Origin of the sequence: Sphingobium scionense (genome assembly GCF_014197035.1) — a bacterium.
Taxonomy (GTDB): Bacteria; Pseudomonadota; Alphaproteobacteria; order Sphingomonadales; family Sphingomonadaceae; genus Sphingobium; species Sphingobium scionense.
Genome location: NZ_JACIEU010000010.1, coordinates 1 through 17,879, shown reverse-complemented (window position 1 = coordinate 17,879; position 17,879 = coordinate 1). Strand labels below are relative to the sequence as shown.

Here is a 17,879-nt window from a genome sequence, read left to right as displayed (position 1 = left end):
AAGTCAACAGATGTGTTGATTAACAAAATGGTGAGAACAGCGATCCCCAGGAGAGGTCATGACCTGCAAGCCGACGCAGACGCCTGCGGCTGACACATTCGATATCCCGACCCTGCGCGAGAAATATCGTGCCGAGCGTGACAAGCGGATGCGCGCCGACCGGGAAGGGCAATATCAGCCCACCACCGACGACACGACGCACAGCTATGACGTCGACCCGCATATGCCGGTCGTCGCGCGCGATCCGATCGTCGAGGAACTGGATGTCGTGGTGCTGGGCGCGGGCTTTGCCGGCCTGCTCGCCGGCTATCATCTGACCAAGCAGGGCGTCACCAATTTCCGCAATATCGACCATGGCGGCGATTTCGGAGGCGTCTGGTACTGGAACCGCTATCCCGGCATCCAGTGCGACAATGACGCCTATTGCTATCTGCCGCTGCTGGAAGAGACGGGCTTCATGCCGTCGAAGAAATTCGCCGACGGTGCGGAGATCCAGGCCTATTGCCGCCAGATCGCGGAAAAGTTCGACTTTGCCGACAAGGCGCTGTTCCATACCCTCATCACATCCTTGAAGTGGGACGAGGCGATCCAGCGCTGGCGCGTCGGCACCAGCCGGGGCGACGAATTGCTGGCGCGTTTCGTGGTGATGGGCTGCGGCGTGCTCAACATGCCCAAGCTGCCCGGCATCGCCGGCATCAACAGCTTCAAGGGCAAGATTTTCCACACCGCCCGTTGGGACTATGACTATAGCGGCGGCAGCTACGACAATCCGGTGCTCGACAGGCTGGCCGACAAGCGCGTCGCCATCATCGGCACCGGCGCGACCGCGATCCAGGCGGTGCCCTATCTTGGTCGTCACGCCAAGCAGCTCTATGTTATCCAGCGCACGCCATCGACCGTGGACGAACGGCCCAATCCGGCGACCGATGCCGACTGGAGCGCGTCGCTGCAACCCGGCTGGCAGGCGGAGCGCCAGGCCAATTTCCACCGCGCCGCGATGGAATCCTTCGCACCGGGCGAGCCTGACCTCATCTGCGACATCTGGACCGAGATCGCCCGCAACCTGTCGGCCGAACTGGAGGCTGAAGGCTGGCCGGAAATCTCGATCGAGCAGTTTATGGCGAAGCGCGAGGTGGTCGATTATCGCGTGATGGAGCGGCTGCGCGCCCGCGTCGACGAGATGGTGGAGGACAAGGCGACGGCCGAGGCATTGAAGCCCTGGTATCGCTTCCTGTGCAAGCGGCCGCTGTCGAGCAACGAATTCTACCCGACCTTCAACCGGCCCAACGTCACGCTGATCGACGTCGCTGACAGCAAGGGGCTGGAGAAGATCACGGAGAAGGGCTTCGTGTCGGGCGGCGTCGAATATGAGGTCGACTGCATCATCTTCGCCAGCGGCTTCGAGGTGACGAGCGAGCTGAAGCGCCGCTGGGGCATCGATGCGGTCGAGGGGCGCGACGGCCTGTCCATCTACGATCATTGGGCCAATGGTCCGCGCACCCTGCACGGCACCATGACCCATGGTTTCCCCAATCAGTTCTTCATCGGCTATATCCAGGGCGGCCTCAATGCCAGCGTGACCGAACAGTTCGGCCGCCAGGCGGAGCATATCGCCCATATCATCCATGCGGTGATGGATAAGGGCGCCAAGGTGGTCGAGACCACCCTGCAAGGGCAGGAGGATTATGTCCGCCATTTCGAGGAAATGGAAATCGACATGACCGCCTTCCAGCAGGAATGCACCCCCAGCTATTTCACCAATGAAGGCCAGGTGAAGGCGCCCTGGGCGCTGTTCCGCAGCTATGGGCCGGGCTGGGGCGCGTTCCAGAAGCTGGTGCAGGACTGGCGCGCCAAAGGCGATCTGGACGGCATGGAATTGCGGTCCTGAGCCATGGGCCGGATCGCCCCGGGGATGGTTCGTAGCGCTCGCCGCTCTTCCCTTGGGGCGCTCCCGCCAGTTGCGATAGGCAGGTTGAAAATATTGTCCTTGCGGACCCGGCGAGTGGACTCGCGGGCCGTACCCATCGGGCAACGCGGACGTTGCAGGAGGATGCCATGAGCAAGATCGACAATATCGATGTGGAGGCGCTGGCCAAGCCGCTGACCTATCCGACCGAGGCATTCCTGTCGAAGGACTATGCCCTGGCGGAGAAGGAGAGGCTGTGGCCCCATGTCTGGCAGATGGCGGCGCGGGTCGAGGAACTGCCCGATGTCGGCGACTGGATGACCTATGACATTTGCGACGAGTCGATCATCATCGTGCGGACCGCGCCCGACACGTTGCGCGCCTTCTTCAATGTCTGTCCGCATCGCGGTCGCCAGCTGGTCGACGTGCCCAAGGATGTGCATTCGGTGCGCGGCAAGAACCGGCGCAGCTTCGTCTGCGGCTTCCATGGTTGGACCTTCGATACCGAGGGCAACAACAGCTACATCCTCGACCCGCAGGACTGGCAGGGCGCGCTGACGCCCGAATGCACCCGCCTGTCGGACGTGAAGATCGACACATGGGGTGGCTGGATCTGGATCAATATGGATCCAGATGCCGCGCCGTTGGCCGATTTCCTGGGCGATGCCGGGCGTATCCTGTCCCACTTCGAGATGGACAAGATGCGCTACAAATGGCGCAAATGGGTGGTCTATCCGGCCAATTGGAAGACCGCGTTGGAAGCCTTCATGGAGCCCTATCATGTCGCGGGCACCCATACCCAGCTGCTCGATTATGGCGATTATTACGCATACAGCGCGGCCTATGGCCTGCATGGCGTCAGCGGTTTCGACCAGCGCGACCCGGCGTTCCAGATGAGCCAGAGCAGCAGCGTCACCCGCGCCGGCAAGGGCGATGATCCGCGCCGCTCCACCTATGAGCTGATCCGCGAAAATTACGAGACGTTGAACTATGCGGCCTCGACCGAGACGCTGGTCAATGCGGCGAGCCGGCTGGTCGACGAACTGCCCGAAGGCACGGCGGCCGGCGACGTCATCGCCCATTGGCTGAAATCCGCCAAGGCGGACGATGCCGCGCGCGGCGTCATCTGGCCGGAAATCCCGCCCGAGGTGATGGCCGAAGCGGGCCTCGCCTGGCACGTCTTTCCCAACATGTCGGTGCTGCAGGGGATCACCTTCGCCCTTTGCTACCGCACCCGTCCCTATGGCGACGATCCCGACATGTGCATCTTTGAATCCTACGCGATCGAGCGCTTCCCGGAAGGCGAAGTGCCGGCGACCGAGTGGGAGGAGACGGAGGCCACCGCCGAAGGCTGGGGCGCTGTCCTCGCCCAGGACTTTTCGAACATGGAATGGGTGCAGAAGGGCATGAAGTCGCGCGGGTTCCGCGGGCCGCTGCCCAATCCCCACCAGGAACGCAAGATCACCAATTTCCACCGCAACCTAGCCACGTACATGGGTACGGGCGCACCGAGGTTACTCAAATGAGCTATGACGATCCCAAGCCCGCCGTGAACGTGAATGCCACCGACAAGAAGGGCACGCCGGTCTACAAGCGGATGCTGGACCTGTTCGAGGCCGAAGGCATCAACACGCTGTTCGGCATTCCCGATCCCAATTTCGTCCACATGTTCCTGGAGGCGGAGCGTCGCGGCTGGACCGTGGTCGCCCCCCATCATGAGGCCGCCGCCGGCTTCATGGCCGAGGCCGCGTCGCGCATCACCGGCAAGCCCGCCGTCGCCATCGGCACGCTGGGGCCGGGCATCGCCAATATGGCGCCCGCCATCCAGTGTGCGCTGGTCGAAAATTCGCCGGTCATCTTCCTGTCGGGCCAGCGCGCCCGCGTCACCGAACAGCGCGTCCGTCGCGGCCGCATCCAGTTCGTGAAGCAGATGCCGCTGTTCGAGAATAGCGTCAAATATGCCGCGTCGATCGAATATGCCGACCAGACCGACGAAGTCGTGCGCGAGGGCATTCGCAAGGCGATGGGCGGCACCCCCGGCCCGGTCTATATCGAATATCCCAGCCACATCATCCTGGAAGAGCTGGACCTGCCCGCGCCGCTGGCGCCGGACCGCTATCGCCTGGTCAATCAGGGCGCGGACATCGACCGGGTCAAGGAAGCGGCCGACCTGATCCGCGCCGCCAAGAACCCGATCCTGCTGGTCGGCCATGCCGTCCACACCTCGCGCTCCGGCGCGGCGGTCAAGCAACTGGCGGACCTGATGAACTGCCCGGTGATCCAGACTTCGGGCGGCACCAGCTATATCAAGGGGCTGGAAGACCGCACCTTCCAATATGTCTTCTCCAAGGCGTCGATCGAGGCGGTCACGGAATCGGATCTGGTGCTGGCGCTGGGCACCGAACTGGGCGAGCCGGTCCATTTCGGCAAATGGCGCTACTGGATGAAGAATGAAGCGATCCGCAAGTGGATCTATGTCGAGCAGGACCCCGCCGCGATCGGCGTCAACCGCCCGATCGACGTGCCGCTGGTCGGCGATCTGCGCGGTGTCGTGCCGCAGCTGGTCGAGGCGCTGAAGGACACGCCGCGCGCACCCGCGCCCGGTCTGGAAGCCTTCATGCGGGACGGCCAGGCGGAACTGGACGAACTGGCGGCGGAATCGCGCACCAAGAGCGACGGCACCGGCGACCTGCCGATCCATCCCGCCCGTCTGGCGGTGGAAGCGACCGAGGCCTTCCCCAAGGACGGCATCCTGATCCGCGATGGCGGCGCCGGCGTGATCTTCCAGTGGACCTATTCGCAGTGCAAGCCGAACGACGTCATCTGGAACCAGAATTTCGGTCATATCGGCACCGGCATCCCCTATGCCACCGGCGCGATGCTGGCGGACAAGGCGGCCACCGGCGTTAGCCGTCCGGGCCTGTTGCTGACGTCGGACAGCAGCTTCATGTTCCATATCGCCGAACTGGAAGTGGCGGTGCGCACCAAGCTGCCTCTGGTCTGCGTCGTCGGCGTGGATAACCAGTGGGGCCTGGAAGTGGGCGTCTACAAGCGCACCTTCGGCCAGGGCACGGAAGAAACCGGCACCCATTGGAGCAAGGAAGTCCGCTTCGACAAGATCGGCGAGGGCTTTGGCTGCCACGGCGAATATGTGACCAAGGCCGAGGACATCAAGCCCGCGATCGCGCGCGCCTATGCCAGCGGCAAGCCGGGCGTCGTCCACGTCGTGATCGATCCCAAGGCGAATTCGGAAGAAATGCCAAAATATGCCGAATTCCGTACCTGGTACGCCGAAGGCACCCAGTAAGAAATGATCTCCGGGCCGGCGTCATGTCGGCCCGGCCATTTATAAGATAATCCCTCTTTTGTACGGGTGAGGACATGCGCGACTATCGGAACTTCTATATCGACGGCCAGTGGGTTGCTCCGGTCGAACCGAAGACCGCGGATGTCATCAACCCCGCGACCGAGGCGGTGGCCGGCACCATTTCGCTCGGCGGCGTGGCCGATGTGAACAAGGCGGTGGCCGCCGCGCGCAAGGCCTTTGTCGGCTGGTCGCAGACCACGCGCGAAGAGCGGCTCGACCTGCTGCTCGCCATCCAGGCCGAATATGCGCGGCGCCAGGCGGAACTGGGCGACGCGATCATCGAAGAAATGGGCGCGCCGTCCTCGCTCGCCCATGGCTTCCATGTCGGGCTGGGCGCGGGGCATCTGCAGACCGCGATCGAGGTGCTGCGCGACTTCAAGTTCGACGAACCACATGGCGCGACGATGATCGCGCGCGAGCCGATCGGCGTCTGCGCGCTCATCACGCCGTGGAACTGGCCGATGAACCAGACCTGCGTGAAGATCTTCCCGGCGCTGGCGACCGGCTGCACCATGATCCTCAAGCCGCCACAGCTCGCCCCCTTCTCGGCCCAGATCCTGGCCGAAATCCTCGATACGGCGGGCGTGCCGGCGGGTGTGTTCAACATGGTCCAGGGCAGCGGCGGCGTGATCGGCACCGCGCTTTCCACCCACGAGGATGTCGACATGGTGTCCTTCACCGGGTCGGAGCCGGTGGGCGTCCAGATTCAGAAGGATGCCGCGACGACGATCAAGCGGGTCGGGCTGGAACTGGGCGGCAAGAGCGCGTTCATCGTGCTGGATGATGACGCGCTGGCCGCCAATGTCGCGGGCGCGACCGGCGGCATGATGGGCAATTCGGGCCAGACCTGCAGCGCGGGATCGCGTCTGCTGGTGCCGGCCGCACGCATGGATGAAGTGGTGGCCGCAGCCAAGACGGCGGCGGAAGCGGTCACGGTTGGCGATCCGACCGGCAATGTCGCCATGGGTCCGGTGGTGTCGAAGAGCCAGTATAATATCATCCAGGACTATATCCAGAAGGGCCTGGACGAGGGCGCGACCCTGATCGCCGGTGGCGCCGGTCGCCCGGATGGGATCGACAAGGGCTGGTTCGTCAAGCCGACCGTGTTCGTGGGCACCAACGACATGGTGATCGCGCGCGAGGAGATATTCGGTCCCGTTCTGGTCATCATCGGCTATGACGATATCGACCATGCGGTCGACATCGCCAATGACAGCAATTTCGGCCTGGCTGGCTATGTGAGCGGCACCGATGTCGACCAGTGCCGCGCGGTTGCCCGGCGGATGCGGACCGGCTGGATAAGCATCAATGGCGGGTTCGATTTCCATGCGCCCTTTGGCGGTTACAAGCGCAGTGGCAATGGCCGGGAATGGGGCGAGCATGGCTTCCTCGAATATCTCGAAGTGAAGTCGCTGCTGGGCTACGCCTGAGATGGCGGTCCAGTCCGGGCGCTATGGCGCCGCCAGTGCTGCGGTCGCTGCCGAGGGCTGGTCCCTCGCGCGGCTGACCCCGCCCAGCCGCCTGCACGGCGCCAATGGCCTGGCGACCGGGCCGGACGGCCGACTTTATGTGGCGCAGGTCGGCGGCAGCCAGGTCAGCGCGATCGATGTCGACAGCGGCGCGATCGAGACGATCAGCGCGATGGGCGGCGCCATCGTCGCCCCCGACGATCTGGTGTTCGACGACGCCGGCAACCTCTATCTGACCGAGATTACCGAGGGGCGGGTCGCGATGCGCACGCCGTCGGGGGATGTCCGCGTGATACGCGGCGACATTCCGGTCGCCAACCCGATCACCTGGCATCAAGGCCGGCTGATCGCGGGCGAATGCCGCATCGGCGCGCGGATCATGGAGCTGGACCTGGATGGCGGCGAACCGCGCATCATCCTCGACAATATTCCGATGGCCAACGCCTTTCAGGTCGGGCCGGACGGCAAGCTCTATTTCCCGGTGATGGGCGCCAACGAGATTTGGCGGGTAGACCTGAATGGCGGCGCACCCGAAGTGGTGGCCGGCGATCTGGGCGTGCCGGATTCGGTCAAGTTCGACAGCAAGGGGCGGATCGTCACGACCCAGGTAGCAAGCGGCCAGGTGTTGCGGCTCGACCTGGTGAGCGGCACGCGCGAGGTGCTGGCTGATCTCGGACCCGGTCTCGACAATGTCAGCTTCATTGGCGACCGCATATTCGTGTCGAGCATTCCGGGCGAGATTACCGAATTGCTGGGCGATGGCAAAGTCCGTTCCGTGGTGCCCCGCGCACTGCAATGGCCGCTGGGCCTCGCCATGGGCGCGGACGGCGCGCTGTTCGTCGCCGACGGCACTTTCGGTTACACGCTGCGGGCCGGCGAGGCGCTGACCCTGGCCGGCATGATCTTCTATCCCGGTTGTCCCGGCTATATGCGCGGCGTTGCCGCCGGCGCGCAGGCAGGGGAGTGGATCATCAGCACCGGTCTGGGCGCAGTGGCGCGCTATCGGCCGGGACAGGGGGAAAGCGATTTCCTCGCCACCGGCCTCGACCAGTTGATGGGCGTGGCGGTCGCGCCCGACGGCGCGGTGGTCGTTGCCGAATATGGCACCGGCCGGCTGCTCTCTATCGAAGCTGGCGCGGTCGGCGAACTGGCCACCGGCCTCGACCAGCCGATGGGCGTGGCGCTGGCGCCGGACGGGACAGTCTATGTCGCCGAGGCCGGGGCGGGGCGCGTGGTGCGCATCGCGGGCGGCCGCAGCGAGACGATCCTCGACGGGCTGGATCGGCCGGAAGGGCTTGCGATCCACGACGGACAATTGTTCGTCGTTGATACGCGGACCAAGACATTGGTCGCCACCGACCTGTCGGGCGGCGCGCGCGCGACGATCGCCAGCGCCCTGCCGGTGGGGGCGCCGGCTGGCGTGACGCCCAAGTTCCTGGGGCCGATCGGCGACATGGCCGGGCCGATGATCAATTTCGCCGATGTGACGGCGGGATCGGACGGCACGCTCTATGTGTCGGGCGACGCCGAGGGGAGCGTGCTGGCGCTACGCCGCCGGTAGGGGCCGCTCGCCGCTCAACTGGTGGCTGAGCGCGTCCGCCGCCTCGACCAGCGCCTGTTGCAATGCGCCCAGCCCCTCGCGTTGCAGCGCGGCGCCAATGCCGATCGCCACCAGCGCATGGACCGGGCGGCTCGCGCCTTTCCATACGGGCGCGGAGACGACGGTGACGCCGGCAATATATTGGCCCTCATCCACCGCGAAGCCCTGCGCGCGGGTCTGGCGCAGTTGCTCCATCCAGTCGGCGAAGGGCGGCGGATCGTCCCAGCGCAGCGTGTCGAACCGCGCCTTCAGCTCCTTCTCGCCATAATCGCCAAAGGCGGCGATGCAGCGGCCGGTGGCGCTGATGAGGGCGGGAAACCGGCTGCCGACCTGGGCGCTCAGCTGAAAGCCGCTGCCCGACTGCGCCATGGCGACGACGATCATATGGTCGAGGCCCACCGCCTGCACCCCCAGCATGGTAAGGCCAAAGCGCTGTGCCAGCCGATCCAGCGCCGGCTGGGCAAGGTCGTTGAAGGCGTCGCGGCGCAGCCAGTTGCGCGCCAGCGTCAGCACGCCGGCCTGCAGCGCATAGCGTTTGGTGTCGGGGTCGAAAGCGACCAGTTCCTCCTCCACCAATGCGCGCAGCACATAGAGGCAGGTGCTGGGCACCAGCCCCAGTTCCTTGGCGATCGCCTGCACGCCGAGCGGCCGGTCGCTCTTGCCCAGCAGGCGCAGGATCGCGGCGGCGCGGGCGATGGCGGGCGCCTTGCTCTCCTGCACGGCCTTGGCGACCTTGCGGACGGTGGAGGGCGGGCGGGGCGTGGTGCGGCTGTCGGTCATGGCCTCACCCTATCGCGACACCGATGGCCTGTCATTCGAAATATAAAACATCATTCACTATTTACAACAAATGAGTCGCTGTGACATCGCTTTTTGCAAGCAGCGACGGGATTTCGACCCGTTCGCCCGGTTGAATGCCGGACCGATGGGATGGGATGATGGCGAAGCTAACCGACTATCGCAGCTATGCCGATGCACAGGCGCATGCGACCTCCGCCGCGCTGTGGGATCTGTTCGATGGCGACCGCGACGAACTGAACATCGCCCATGAATGCATCACCCGTCATGCCGATGGATCGGGCCGCGCCGCCGTACGCATCGCCCATTCCGATGGTCGAGATGAAATCCTCAGTTTTGACCTGATCGCGGCGGGGGCTGCGCGCTTTGCCCATTGGCTCGATGCCGAGGGCGTTCAGCCGGGCGAGCGCATCGCCTTCATGCTGGAGCCTTCGCTGCCCTTCTATGTCTGCCTGTTCGGAGCGATGCAGACCGGCGCGATTTCGGTGCCGCTCTTCACCCTGTTCGGCCCGGATGCGCTGCGGCTGCGGGTGGATGATTGCAAGCCGGCCATCCTCATCACCAATGCTGAAAAGGCGGACCTCGCGCGCAGCATGGACGGGCCTCGCGTGATCGTCGCCGACGACGCATTGCTGGCCGATCTCGCCCGCTTCCCGGCAACCTACAGCCCGAAGACCAAGGCCAATGACCTGGCTGTCTTCCAATATACGTCGGGCACCACTCGCGAACTGCCCGAGGCGGTGAAGCACAGTCATCGCGCGCTGGTGACCTTGATGTTCGCCGCCCTCTACGGCACCGGCATCCGGCCGGGCGACGAGTTTTTCTGCCCCTCCTCGCCGGCCTGGGGCCATGGCCTGTGGCATGGCACGCTGGCGCCGCTGGGCCTCGGCGTGACCACCGGCACCTTTGCCGGCCGCTTCGATCCGGTACGGCTGATGCAGGCGCTGTCGGATCACAAGATCACCAACATGTCGGCCGCCGCGACCCATTATCGGATGATGAAGAATAGCGGCCGGGCCGCCGACTTCGCCTTCCATTTCGACAAGCTGTCCTACACCGGCGAGCCGATCGACCCGGCCACGCTGGAGTTTATCGACGCCCATTTCAAGGTGCCGGCCTGCTCCATGTACGGCACGACCGAGATCGGCGTGGTGCTGGTCAACTATCCCGGCGCGCAGGATTTCATGGTGAAGCCGGGTTCGCTGGGCAAGGCGGTGCCGGGCCAGAGGCTGGAAGTGCAGCGCCCCGAGGGCAGCGCCTGCGATCCCGGCGAGATTGGCGAGTTGATGCTGTGGCGCCGCGACCGGTGGGAAACCACCAAGGACCGGGCGAAGATCGATGCCGACGGCTATTTCTACCATTGCGGCCGTGCCGACGACGTCATCATCTCGGCCGGCTGGACGATGAGCGCAGTCGAGATCGAGAATACGCTGCTCAAGCATGAGGCGGTGCTGGAATGCGCGGTGATCGGCGTGCCCGACGACAAGCGCGGCCAGGTGGTGAAGGCCTTCATCATCCTCAATCGCGACGGCAGCGACGCGCTCGTCCGCGAGTTGCAGGACTTCACCCGCGAGAAGCTCGCCCAGCATGAATTCCCGCGCATCGTCGAATTCGTGACCGACCTGCCCAAGACGCCGGCCGGCAAGGTTCACCGCAAGATTTTGAGAGACCGTGAGGCCGCCAAGGCGGTCGAACTCGCCAACTGAATATCAGGAGAAGAGAGATGGCAACATTGGCCGACGCGCCCGTGAACAAATTCCCCAAGATCACCGAGGAGGGGCTGGACGACCTGCGCAAGCGCATCGGCGTCAAGATCGAGAATACCGTCGAACCCTGGAACTACGAAGCCACGCGCGACGCGATCCGCCATTATGCCCATGGCATCGGTGACGATAATCCGCTGTGGTGCGATCCGGCCTATGCCGAAAAGACCAAGCATGGTTCGCTGGTTGCGCTGCCGAGCTTCCTCTTCACCACCAGCCGTATCATTTCGGGCTATTGCGGTGGCCTGTCGGGCGTCCATGCCATGTGGGCGGGCGCCGACTGGACCTGGCACAAGCCCGTGCTGCGCAACGACACGATCCGCACCGAAGCCTATTTGAAGGATCTGGTCGAGCATCAGACCAAGTTTGCCGGCCGCAGCTTCCAGCAAATCTACCATGTCGATTTCTTCAACCAGTCGGGCGACAAGGTCGCCGAAGGCGACAGCTGGGTGTTCCGCACCGACCGCGATGAAGCGCGCGAACGCGGCACCAAATATACCGAAGCCCGTGGCCGCGTGGAGCCCTTCACCGACGAACAGCTGGCCGAGATGTACAAGCTGTACGAGAAGGAAGAAATTCGCGGCGCCACCCCTCGTTACTGGGAAGATGTGCAGGTCGGTGACGAACTGCCGCGCATGATGAAGGGGCCGATGACCGTCACCGGCTTCATCTGCTACGCGCAGGGCTGGGGCGGGCTCTATATCCGCGCCAACAAGCTGGCGTGGAAGATGCAGCAGAAGCATCCCGGCACCGGCATCAAGAACCGTTTCAACGTGCCCGACTGCCCGGAACGCGTCCATTGGGACGAGGCGTTCGCGCTCGAAGTCGGCGCGCCGGGCGCCTATGACTATGGTCCGGAACGCTGCAGCTGGCTGACCCATCAGGTTACCAACTGGATCGGCGACGATGGCTTCCTGCACAAGAGCAAGTGCCAGATCCGCCGTCATAATCCCGATGGCGACGTGATCTTCATCGACGGCAGCGTGATCCGCAAGTTCGAGGAGAACGGCAAGAAATATGTCGAGATCCAGCAGCGCGCGGAAACCCATCGCGGCGAAATCTCGGCCTTCGGCACCTCGATCGCCGAACTGCCCAGCCGCCCGGCCTGATCCGGGCGCGGCGGGCCGTTCCTTCCCCCTGGGGAGGATAGGAGGGAACGGCCTGTCGCCTGAGCGATGATTGGGGCGGGTGGCGTGGCGGCGATTGACCGCCCCGCCGCCCGCCCCAATCATTTCCGGACATGATAGGGAGAGGAACCGTGATGCGCGCTCGCTTTTGCCTGGCCAGCTTGTTGGCTCTGTCTGCCGCTGCCACCCACGCCGAGCAGGCCCAGCCGCGCTTCACGCCGGACGGCACGGTTCAGGTTCCCGCCTTCGACCTGCCGCCGTCGGAATTGGCCAGCGAGGAAGCGCGGGCGATGCAGCGCCAGCGCGGTGTGCGCCCGGCGGCGCCGCCACGGCAGCAAGAACCCGATATCGCCGCCCGTCGCGCCCAGCTCGACGCGATGATGGCTCCGCAGGTGCAGGCGATGCGCACCCGTTATCCGGTGGATATCGCCGAGGATGTGATCGCCGGTGTGCCGGTGCGGATCTTCACGCCCAAGGGGGCAAAGGCCGATCCCGCGCGCGTGCTGATCAATCTGCACGGTGGTGCCTTCACCATGTGTTGGGATAGTTGCTCGGTCCTTGAATCCGCGCCGATTGCGGCGCTCGGCGGCTACAAAGTGGTGTCGGTCAATTATCGCATGGCGCCCGAGCAGGCCCATCCCGCCGGTGTGGAGGACGCTGCCAGCGTCTATGCGGCGCTGTTGAAACATTATCGGCCGCAGCGGATCGGCGTCTTCGGCTGTTCCGCCGGCGGAGCGCTGACCGCGCAACTGGCTGCCTGGCTGCCGGCGCATCACCTGCCTCAGGCGGGGGCGATCGGCATTTTCGGCGCTGGTGCGGTGCGGATGGAAAGCGGTGATTCCGCCTGGATCGCGGCCGCCATCGATGGCAGCTTTCCGGCGCCTGCCCGTCCCGGCGAAGCGGCGATCGATATGACGCGCGGCTATTTCAAGGCGGCCGACATGGGCGACGCGATCATCTCGCCGGCGCTGCATCCGGACGTCCTCGCGCATTTTCCGCCGACCCTGCTGATTACCGGCACCCGGGCGATGGACATGAGCCCTGCAGTCTACACCAACAGCCAATTGCTCAAGGCCGGACGCCGATCGACCCTGATCGTCGGCGAAGCCATGGGCCATTGCTATTCCTACATGGCGGACCTGCCCGAAGCGCGCGATGCCCACGCGGCCAGCATTGCCTTCTTCAGGGAGCATCTGAAATAGGCATGGCGGACGATGTGCGCAGCGATTGGGCGGGGCCGCTGGCCGGGGTGCGGGTGCTGGATTTCACCCGCGTCCTGGCCGGTCCCTCGGCTGCACTGGCGCTTGCCGACCTCGGCGCAGAGGTCATCAAGGTGGAGCCGCCCGGCAGCGGCGATGATACTCGCAGCTTCCCGCCGCTGCGCCAGGGCGAGAGTCATTATTTCCTCAGCGTCAATCGCGGCAAGAAGAGCATCGTGCTCGACCTCAAGGCGCCCGAGGGGCTGGCGGTCGCGCGCGACCTGGCGACGAAGTCCGACATCGTCATCGAAAATTACCGGCCCGGCGTGATGGATCGGCTAGGCCTTGGCTATGACGCGCTGTCGGCGATCAACCCCGGCCTCATCTACTGCGCCATTTCCGGCTTCGGCATGACCGGGCCGCTCAAGGACCGGCCGTCCTTCGACATCGTGCTGCAGGCCATGTCCGGTGCGCTCAGCGTCAATGGCGAGCCGGGTGGGCTGCCGACCAAGCTCGGCATTCCGTTGGGCGATCTGGTCGGCGGCATCAACGGGCCGATCGCGATCCTTGCCGCCCTGCATGAGCGCCATGCCACCGGGCGCGGCCGGCTGATCGACATCAGCCTGATGGACGGGATGATCGGCCTGCTCGGCTATCTGGCGCAACTCAGCTTCTTTACCGGACAGGACCCGGTGCCACAGGGATCGCAGCATCCCAATCTGGTCCCCTATGGCGTCTTCCCGGCCAGCGACGGATCGATCGTCATCGCCTGCCTCACCAATCATTTCTGGGGCAAGATCTGCGTCGCGCTGGGGCTGGACGCGCTGGCCGACGATCCGCGCTACGACATGCTCGACAAGAGGCGGGAGCGGCGGGCGGAGGTGAATGCCTTGCTGTCGGCGGTGACACAGGCCCGCACCGTCGCCGACCTCGCCGACCTGTTCGCCGCGCATCAGGTGCCCCACGCACCGATCCTGACCATCAGCGAGGCACTGGCGCAGCCGCAGACGCTGGCCCGTAACATGGTGGTGGAAACCGAGCACAAGACGCTGGGCATAATTCCGATCGTCAACCGCCCCTTCCGCTTTCCCGGTGCGGAGCAGCCGGTGCCGAGCGCGCCGCCGGTGCTGGGCGAGCATAGCGATATGGTGCTGGCAGACCTTCTCGGGATGGATGCGCAGACCATCGCCCGACTGCGGGACGCCGGCATCGTCGCCTGAGCGATCATTTCCCCTCCCGCTTGGGGAGATGAGGCACGCACCGCTAAGCTCCCCGCCAATCACTATCCGGGAGAGAGACCATCATGCTGCGATTTGACGACCGCGTCGCCCTGATCACCGGGGCGGGGCGTGGCCTCGGCCGGGCCTATGCGCTGCTGCTGGCGGCGCGCGGGGCCAAGGTAGTGGTCAATGATCCCGGCGTCAGCGTGCAGGGCGAGGGGACCGATGCCGGCCCGGCCCAGTCGGTGGTCGACGAAATCCGCGCTGCCGGCGGCCAGGCGATTGCCTCGACCGACAGCGTCGCCACGCCCGAAGGCGGGCAGGCGATGATCGATCTGGCGCGCGATCATTTCGGCAGCATCGACATAGTTATCCACAATGCCGGCATCGTCCGGCGCGGCGGTCTGGCGGAGCTAAGCTATGCTGATTTCGAGACGGTGCTCGACGTTCATCTGCGCGGCGCCTTCCATGTCGTGCGCGCCGCCTTCCCGCATATGTGCGCAGCGAACTATGGCCGCATCGTCCTGACCGGATCGATCAACGGCCTTTATGGCAATGCCGGCGTGGTCAATTACAGCGTCGCCAAGGCGGGGATGATCGGCCTGTCCAACGTCGCCGCGATCGAAGGCGCAACCCATGGCGTGAAGAGCAACATCATCCTGCCGGGCGCCGTCACCCGCATGGCCGAGGGGCTCGACACCAGCGCCTACCCGCCGATGGACCCGGAACTGGTCGCGCCGGCCGTCGGCTATCTGGCGCATCAGGATTGCGCGGTCAGTGGTGAAATGCTGATCGCCATGGCCGGCCGGGTTGCGCGCGCCTACACGATGGAAACGGTCGGCGTCTTCCAGCCCGACTGGACGATCGAGCAGATCGCCGATCGGCTCGAGGGGATACGCGACGCGCAAGGCGCGCTGCTGTTCCCGCCTGTGCCGACGGGTCATCTCGACCATCTGCGCTACAGTTTCGCGATGGCCAGCGAAGGCGCGAAACAGGACTGATCGTTCAGCCCTGTTTCGCCGCCATCATCGCCTGGATCAGCGGCTTGATCTGGGCTTCCACCGGTGCCGGGTTGAAATGCTCGGCGACCGACGCGATCCGGTCGTCGCGGATGCGCAGCAGGAAGACATAGCGATTGGCGAAGGGCTCGCCATTCACAAGCATACCCGCCGACCGCACCTCGGCCGCCACCCGATCCTCTTGCGCCGTCAGTGAATCGACGGTGAAGGTCAGCCCGCCCTGGAAAAGCGACCCCAGCATCGCCACGCCGCGCTGATAGGCGGCGGCGGGCGCATCGACGCCCCCTGTCGTCGTCCAGGCGGTCATGTCCTCGGTCAGCAACTCGTCTGGCAGCGCCGCCGCCGACAGGGCGGCGAAGAAGCGGCGGGCGAGGTCGTGATGCGCCTGCGTCATGAGGTCAGGCCTTGGTCGGGATCGAGAAACGGTCGGTATAGTCCTTGAAATGGGCGTGGATTTGCGCGCGATCCAGGCCATAATCGGCCAGGTCATAGCTGTGCTTGCCATGTTTGCCCTGCGGATTGGCGGCCAGCATGGCGTTCATACCGGCCTCGGCCTCTGCAGTGAGGGGCGCGTCAAACCGGGCATAGAGCTTGCGCATTTCGCCGATCGGGTCGCGCAGCTGGTCGTCATACTGGATGTCGTGGATCGCATCCTGGCCATGCTTGGCGCGATAGGCCAGCATCCGCTCGATCATCAGGTCGAAAGTGCGCAGCTGCGATCGGCCGACCTCGACCGGATCGACATCGGCGCTGAACATCTTGCGCACCTGATACACGAGGCTGCAGGCCGAGCCGACGACATCGGCCGGATCGCGATGGGTCATCACCAGCTGGGCATCGGGATAGACGGTGGTCAGATCTTCCAGGAACAGCGGATGCCAGGGATTTTTCAGCGTCCAGCGACCGCCATTTTCCGCCTGCAGCAATTGCAGCAGCCGCTTGTGATAGCGGAAAGCAGGCAGGTAGCTCGTGGCGAACAGCCATTTCTGATAGCTCGGCACATGCAGCACCGAGTCATAATATTGGGCGCAGAAGGACGGCGCCATCGCGAACTGGCACTCGGTCGGGCTGTCGGCATCCTCATGATGGATGGCCGAGATATGCGGCGCATATTTGAGCGACATGTCCAGCCGCGCCTGTTCCGCGACATAGCGCGGATCGCTGCTGAGCGTGCCGGCGGCGGCGGGCGGCGCCGAATTGAACGCCTCCCAGCGCAGGAAGGACCGGCGGGCGGGATCGGCGTTCAGCAGGTTGATCGTCAAGGTCGTGCCGGTGCGCGGCAGGCCGAAGACGAACATCGGCTTCTCGACCGGGGCGTCGAGCAGGTCTGGATGGCGGGCGAGCCAGTCCTCGACCTGCAGGCGGTTGGCGAGCGTTGCGGTCAGCTGCTGCGCCCAGCGGCCCTGCGCCGCCTCGGTCAGCTTGGCCTCGCGGTTGATCGCGTCGACCAGCACGTCCAGCCCTTCCAATATGGCGTCGTCGCCCAGGTCGGTAAGGCCGGTCTGTTCGCGCGCGGCGGCGACCAGGGCGTCGGCGTCGAGGCCGATGGTGTCGGTGGTCATGATCCTCTTCCCTTCTGTTTTTCAGGCGGCCTGCGCCGCGATCTCGGCCAAGGCCCCCAGCACGATGTCGGCATGTTCGTGGCGACAGATGAGGAGGTCGGGCATGTATGTGTCTGGCTGGTTGTAGATGAGCGGCGATCCGTCGATGCGGGAGGCATGGAGGCCGTGAGCGATGGCGACGGCGGCGGGGGCACAGCTGTCCCATTCATATTGGCCGCCGGCATGGAGATAGATGTCGGCCTGTCCCAGGATCACGGCCATGGCCTTTGCACCGGCCGATCCCATGGGGACCAGTTCGGCGCCCAGCGCCTCGGCGACCGCGACCGCCTGTGGGGCGGGGCGGGTGCGGGATACGACCATGCGGAGCTTGTCGGGCGCGGGCGGGATTGCGCGCGGCTGGTCGGTGCGCAAGACGATGCCGTCTTCATGGCCCGGCAGCGCAACCGCGCCGATGGTCGGCACGCCGTCGATGGCAAGGCCGACATGGACAGCCCAGTCGGCGCGTTCCTCGCCATATTCGCGGGTGCCGTCGACCGGATCGACGATCCACACCCGGCTGTGCTGGAGCCGCGCGCCGTCACAGGCCATTTCCTCGGAGAGCAGGCCGTCCTCGGCCCGCTGTTCCTGGAGCGCATGGACCAGGAACTGGTTGGCGGTCTGGTCGCCGGCCTTGCCGAGCGCCTTGGCGCTGAACAGGCCCGAGGCACGGACCTCCAGCAGCAGGCGGCCGGCAGTCTGCGCAAGATGGGCGGCCAGGTCCGCGTCTGTCATGACGTTGCTCATTTGAGCGGCATGATCTTGCGGATGATATGCTCGGCGGCTTCCTCCGGGGTCATCTCGACGGTGTTG

The 17,879-nt window shown here is 65.2% G+C and carries 14 protein-coding genes; 10 read left to right on the top strand and 4 right to left on the bottom strand.

Going from position 1 to position 17,879, the window contains the following annotated elements:
• The first annotated feature begins 58 nt into the window (after window positions 1–58).
• The 5 genes from GGQ90_RS12995 (at window position 59) to GGQ90_RS12975 (ending at window position 8,303) form a co-directional block, all read left to right on the top strand.
• Complete coding sequence (locus GGQ90_RS12995; protein ID WP_188082528.1) at window positions 59–1,888, top strand: flavin-containing monooxygenase; 1,830 nt, start codon at window positions 59–61, stop codon at window positions 1,886–1,888.
• Between the two features lie 167 nt (window positions 1,889–2,055).
• Window positions 2,056–3,432: an aromatic ring-hydroxylating oxygenase subunit alpha gene (locus GGQ90_RS12990; RefSeq protein WP_188082527.1), complete on the top strand. Its 1,377-nt coding sequence runs from the start codon at window positions 2,056–2,058 to the stop codon at window positions 3,430–3,432.
• A complete protein-coding gene (locus GGQ90_RS12985) occupies window positions 3,429–5,213 on the top strand; it encodes a thiamine pyrophosphate-binding protein (RefSeq protein ID WP_188082526.1) in 1,785 nt (594 codons plus the stop codon). Before GGQ90_RS12990 ends, GGQ90_RS12985 begins: the two co-directional genes overlap by 4 nt.
• A 74-nt stretch (window positions 5,214–5,287) precedes the next feature.
• Window positions 5,288–6,703: an aldehyde dehydrogenase family protein gene (locus GGQ90_RS12980; protein ID WP_188082525.1), complete on the top strand. Its 1,416-nt coding sequence runs from the start codon at window positions 5,288–5,290 to the stop codon at window positions 6,701–6,703.
• 1 nt (window position 6,704) lies between these two features.
• Window positions 6,705–8,303, top strand: a complete 1,599-nt coding sequence (locus GGQ90_RS12975; RefSeq protein ID WP_188082524.1) for an SMP-30/gluconolactonase/LRE family protein — start codon at window positions 6,705–6,707, stop codon at window positions 8,301–8,303.
• Here GGQ90_RS12975 and GGQ90_RS12970 read toward each other — a convergent pair.
• Window positions 8,289–9,122, bottom strand: coding sequence for an IclR family transcriptional regulator (locus tag GGQ90_RS12970; protein WP_188082523.1), 834 nt, complete (start codon window positions 9,120–9,122; stop codon window positions 8,289–8,291). The two genes, GGQ90_RS12975 and GGQ90_RS12970, sit on opposite strands and share 15 nt — an antisense overlap.
• 155 nt (window positions 9,123–9,277) lie before the next feature.
• Here GGQ90_RS12970 and GGQ90_RS12965 point away from each other — a divergent pair, with 155 nt between their 5' ends.
• The 5 genes from GGQ90_RS12965 to GGQ90_RS12945 all read left to right on the top strand — a co-directional run bounded on the left by GGQ90_RS12965 (window position 9,278) and on the right by GGQ90_RS12945 (window position 15,450).
• The gene (locus GGQ90_RS12965) at window positions 9,278–10,846 is read left to right on the top strand and encodes an acetate--CoA ligase (protein ID WP_380766851.1); all 1,569 of its coding nucleotides are present in this window, start codon (window positions 9,278–9,280) and stop codon (window positions 10,844–10,846) included.
• A gap of 17 nt (window positions 10,847–10,863) precedes the next feature.
• Window positions 10,864–12,012, top strand: coding sequence for an FAS1-like dehydratase domain-containing protein (locus tag GGQ90_RS12960; RefSeq protein ID WP_188082521.1), 1,149 nt, complete (start codon window positions 10,864–10,866; stop codon window positions 12,010–12,012).
• 152 nt (window positions 12,013–12,164) lie between these two features.
• Complete coding sequence (locus tag GGQ90_RS12955; protein ID WP_188082693.1) at window positions 12,165–13,232, top strand: alpha/beta hydrolase; 1,068 nt, start codon at window positions 12,165–12,167, stop codon at window positions 13,230–13,232.
• A 2-nt stretch (window positions 13,233–13,234) separates the two neighbouring features.
• Window positions 13,235–14,449, top strand: coding sequence for a CaiB/BaiF CoA transferase family protein (locus tag GGQ90_RS12950; protein ID WP_188082520.1), 1,215 nt, complete (start codon window positions 13,235–13,237; stop codon window positions 14,447–14,449).
• 83 nt (window positions 14,450–14,532) lie between these two features.
• The gene (locus GGQ90_RS12945) at window positions 14,533–15,450 is read left to right on the top strand and encodes an SDR family NAD(P)-dependent oxidoreductase (RefSeq protein ID WP_188082519.1); all 918 of its coding nucleotides are present in this window, start codon (window positions 14,533–14,535) and stop codon (window positions 15,448–15,450) included.
• A 4-nt stretch (window positions 15,451–15,454) separates the two neighbouring features.
• Here GGQ90_RS12945 and GGQ90_RS12940 read toward each other — a convergent pair whose 3' ends face one another.
• The 3 genes from GGQ90_RS12940 to GGQ90_RS12930 are packed head-to-tail and all read right to left on the bottom strand — an operon-like array spanning window position 15,455 to window position 17,801.
• Entirely contained in the window at window positions 15,455–15,862 is a 408-nt protein-coding gene (locus tag GGQ90_RS12940; RefSeq protein ID WP_188082518.1) for a nuclear transport factor 2 family protein, read from the bottom strand.
• A 4-nt stretch (window positions 15,863–15,866) separates the two neighbouring features.
• Entirely contained in the window at window positions 15,867–17,030 is a 1,164-nt protein-coding gene (locus tag GGQ90_RS12935) for a sulfotransferase family protein (protein WP_188082517.1), read from the bottom strand.
• A 21-nt stretch (window positions 17,031–17,051) separates the two neighbouring features.
• On the bottom strand, window positions 17,052–17,801 hold the full coding sequence (locus GGQ90_RS12930) for a 3'(2'),5'-bisphosphate nucleotidase CysQ (protein ID WP_281391437.1): 750 nt from the start codon (window positions 17,799–17,801) through the stop codon (window positions 17,052–17,054).
• Window positions 17,802–17,879 lie beyond the last annotated feature (78 nt).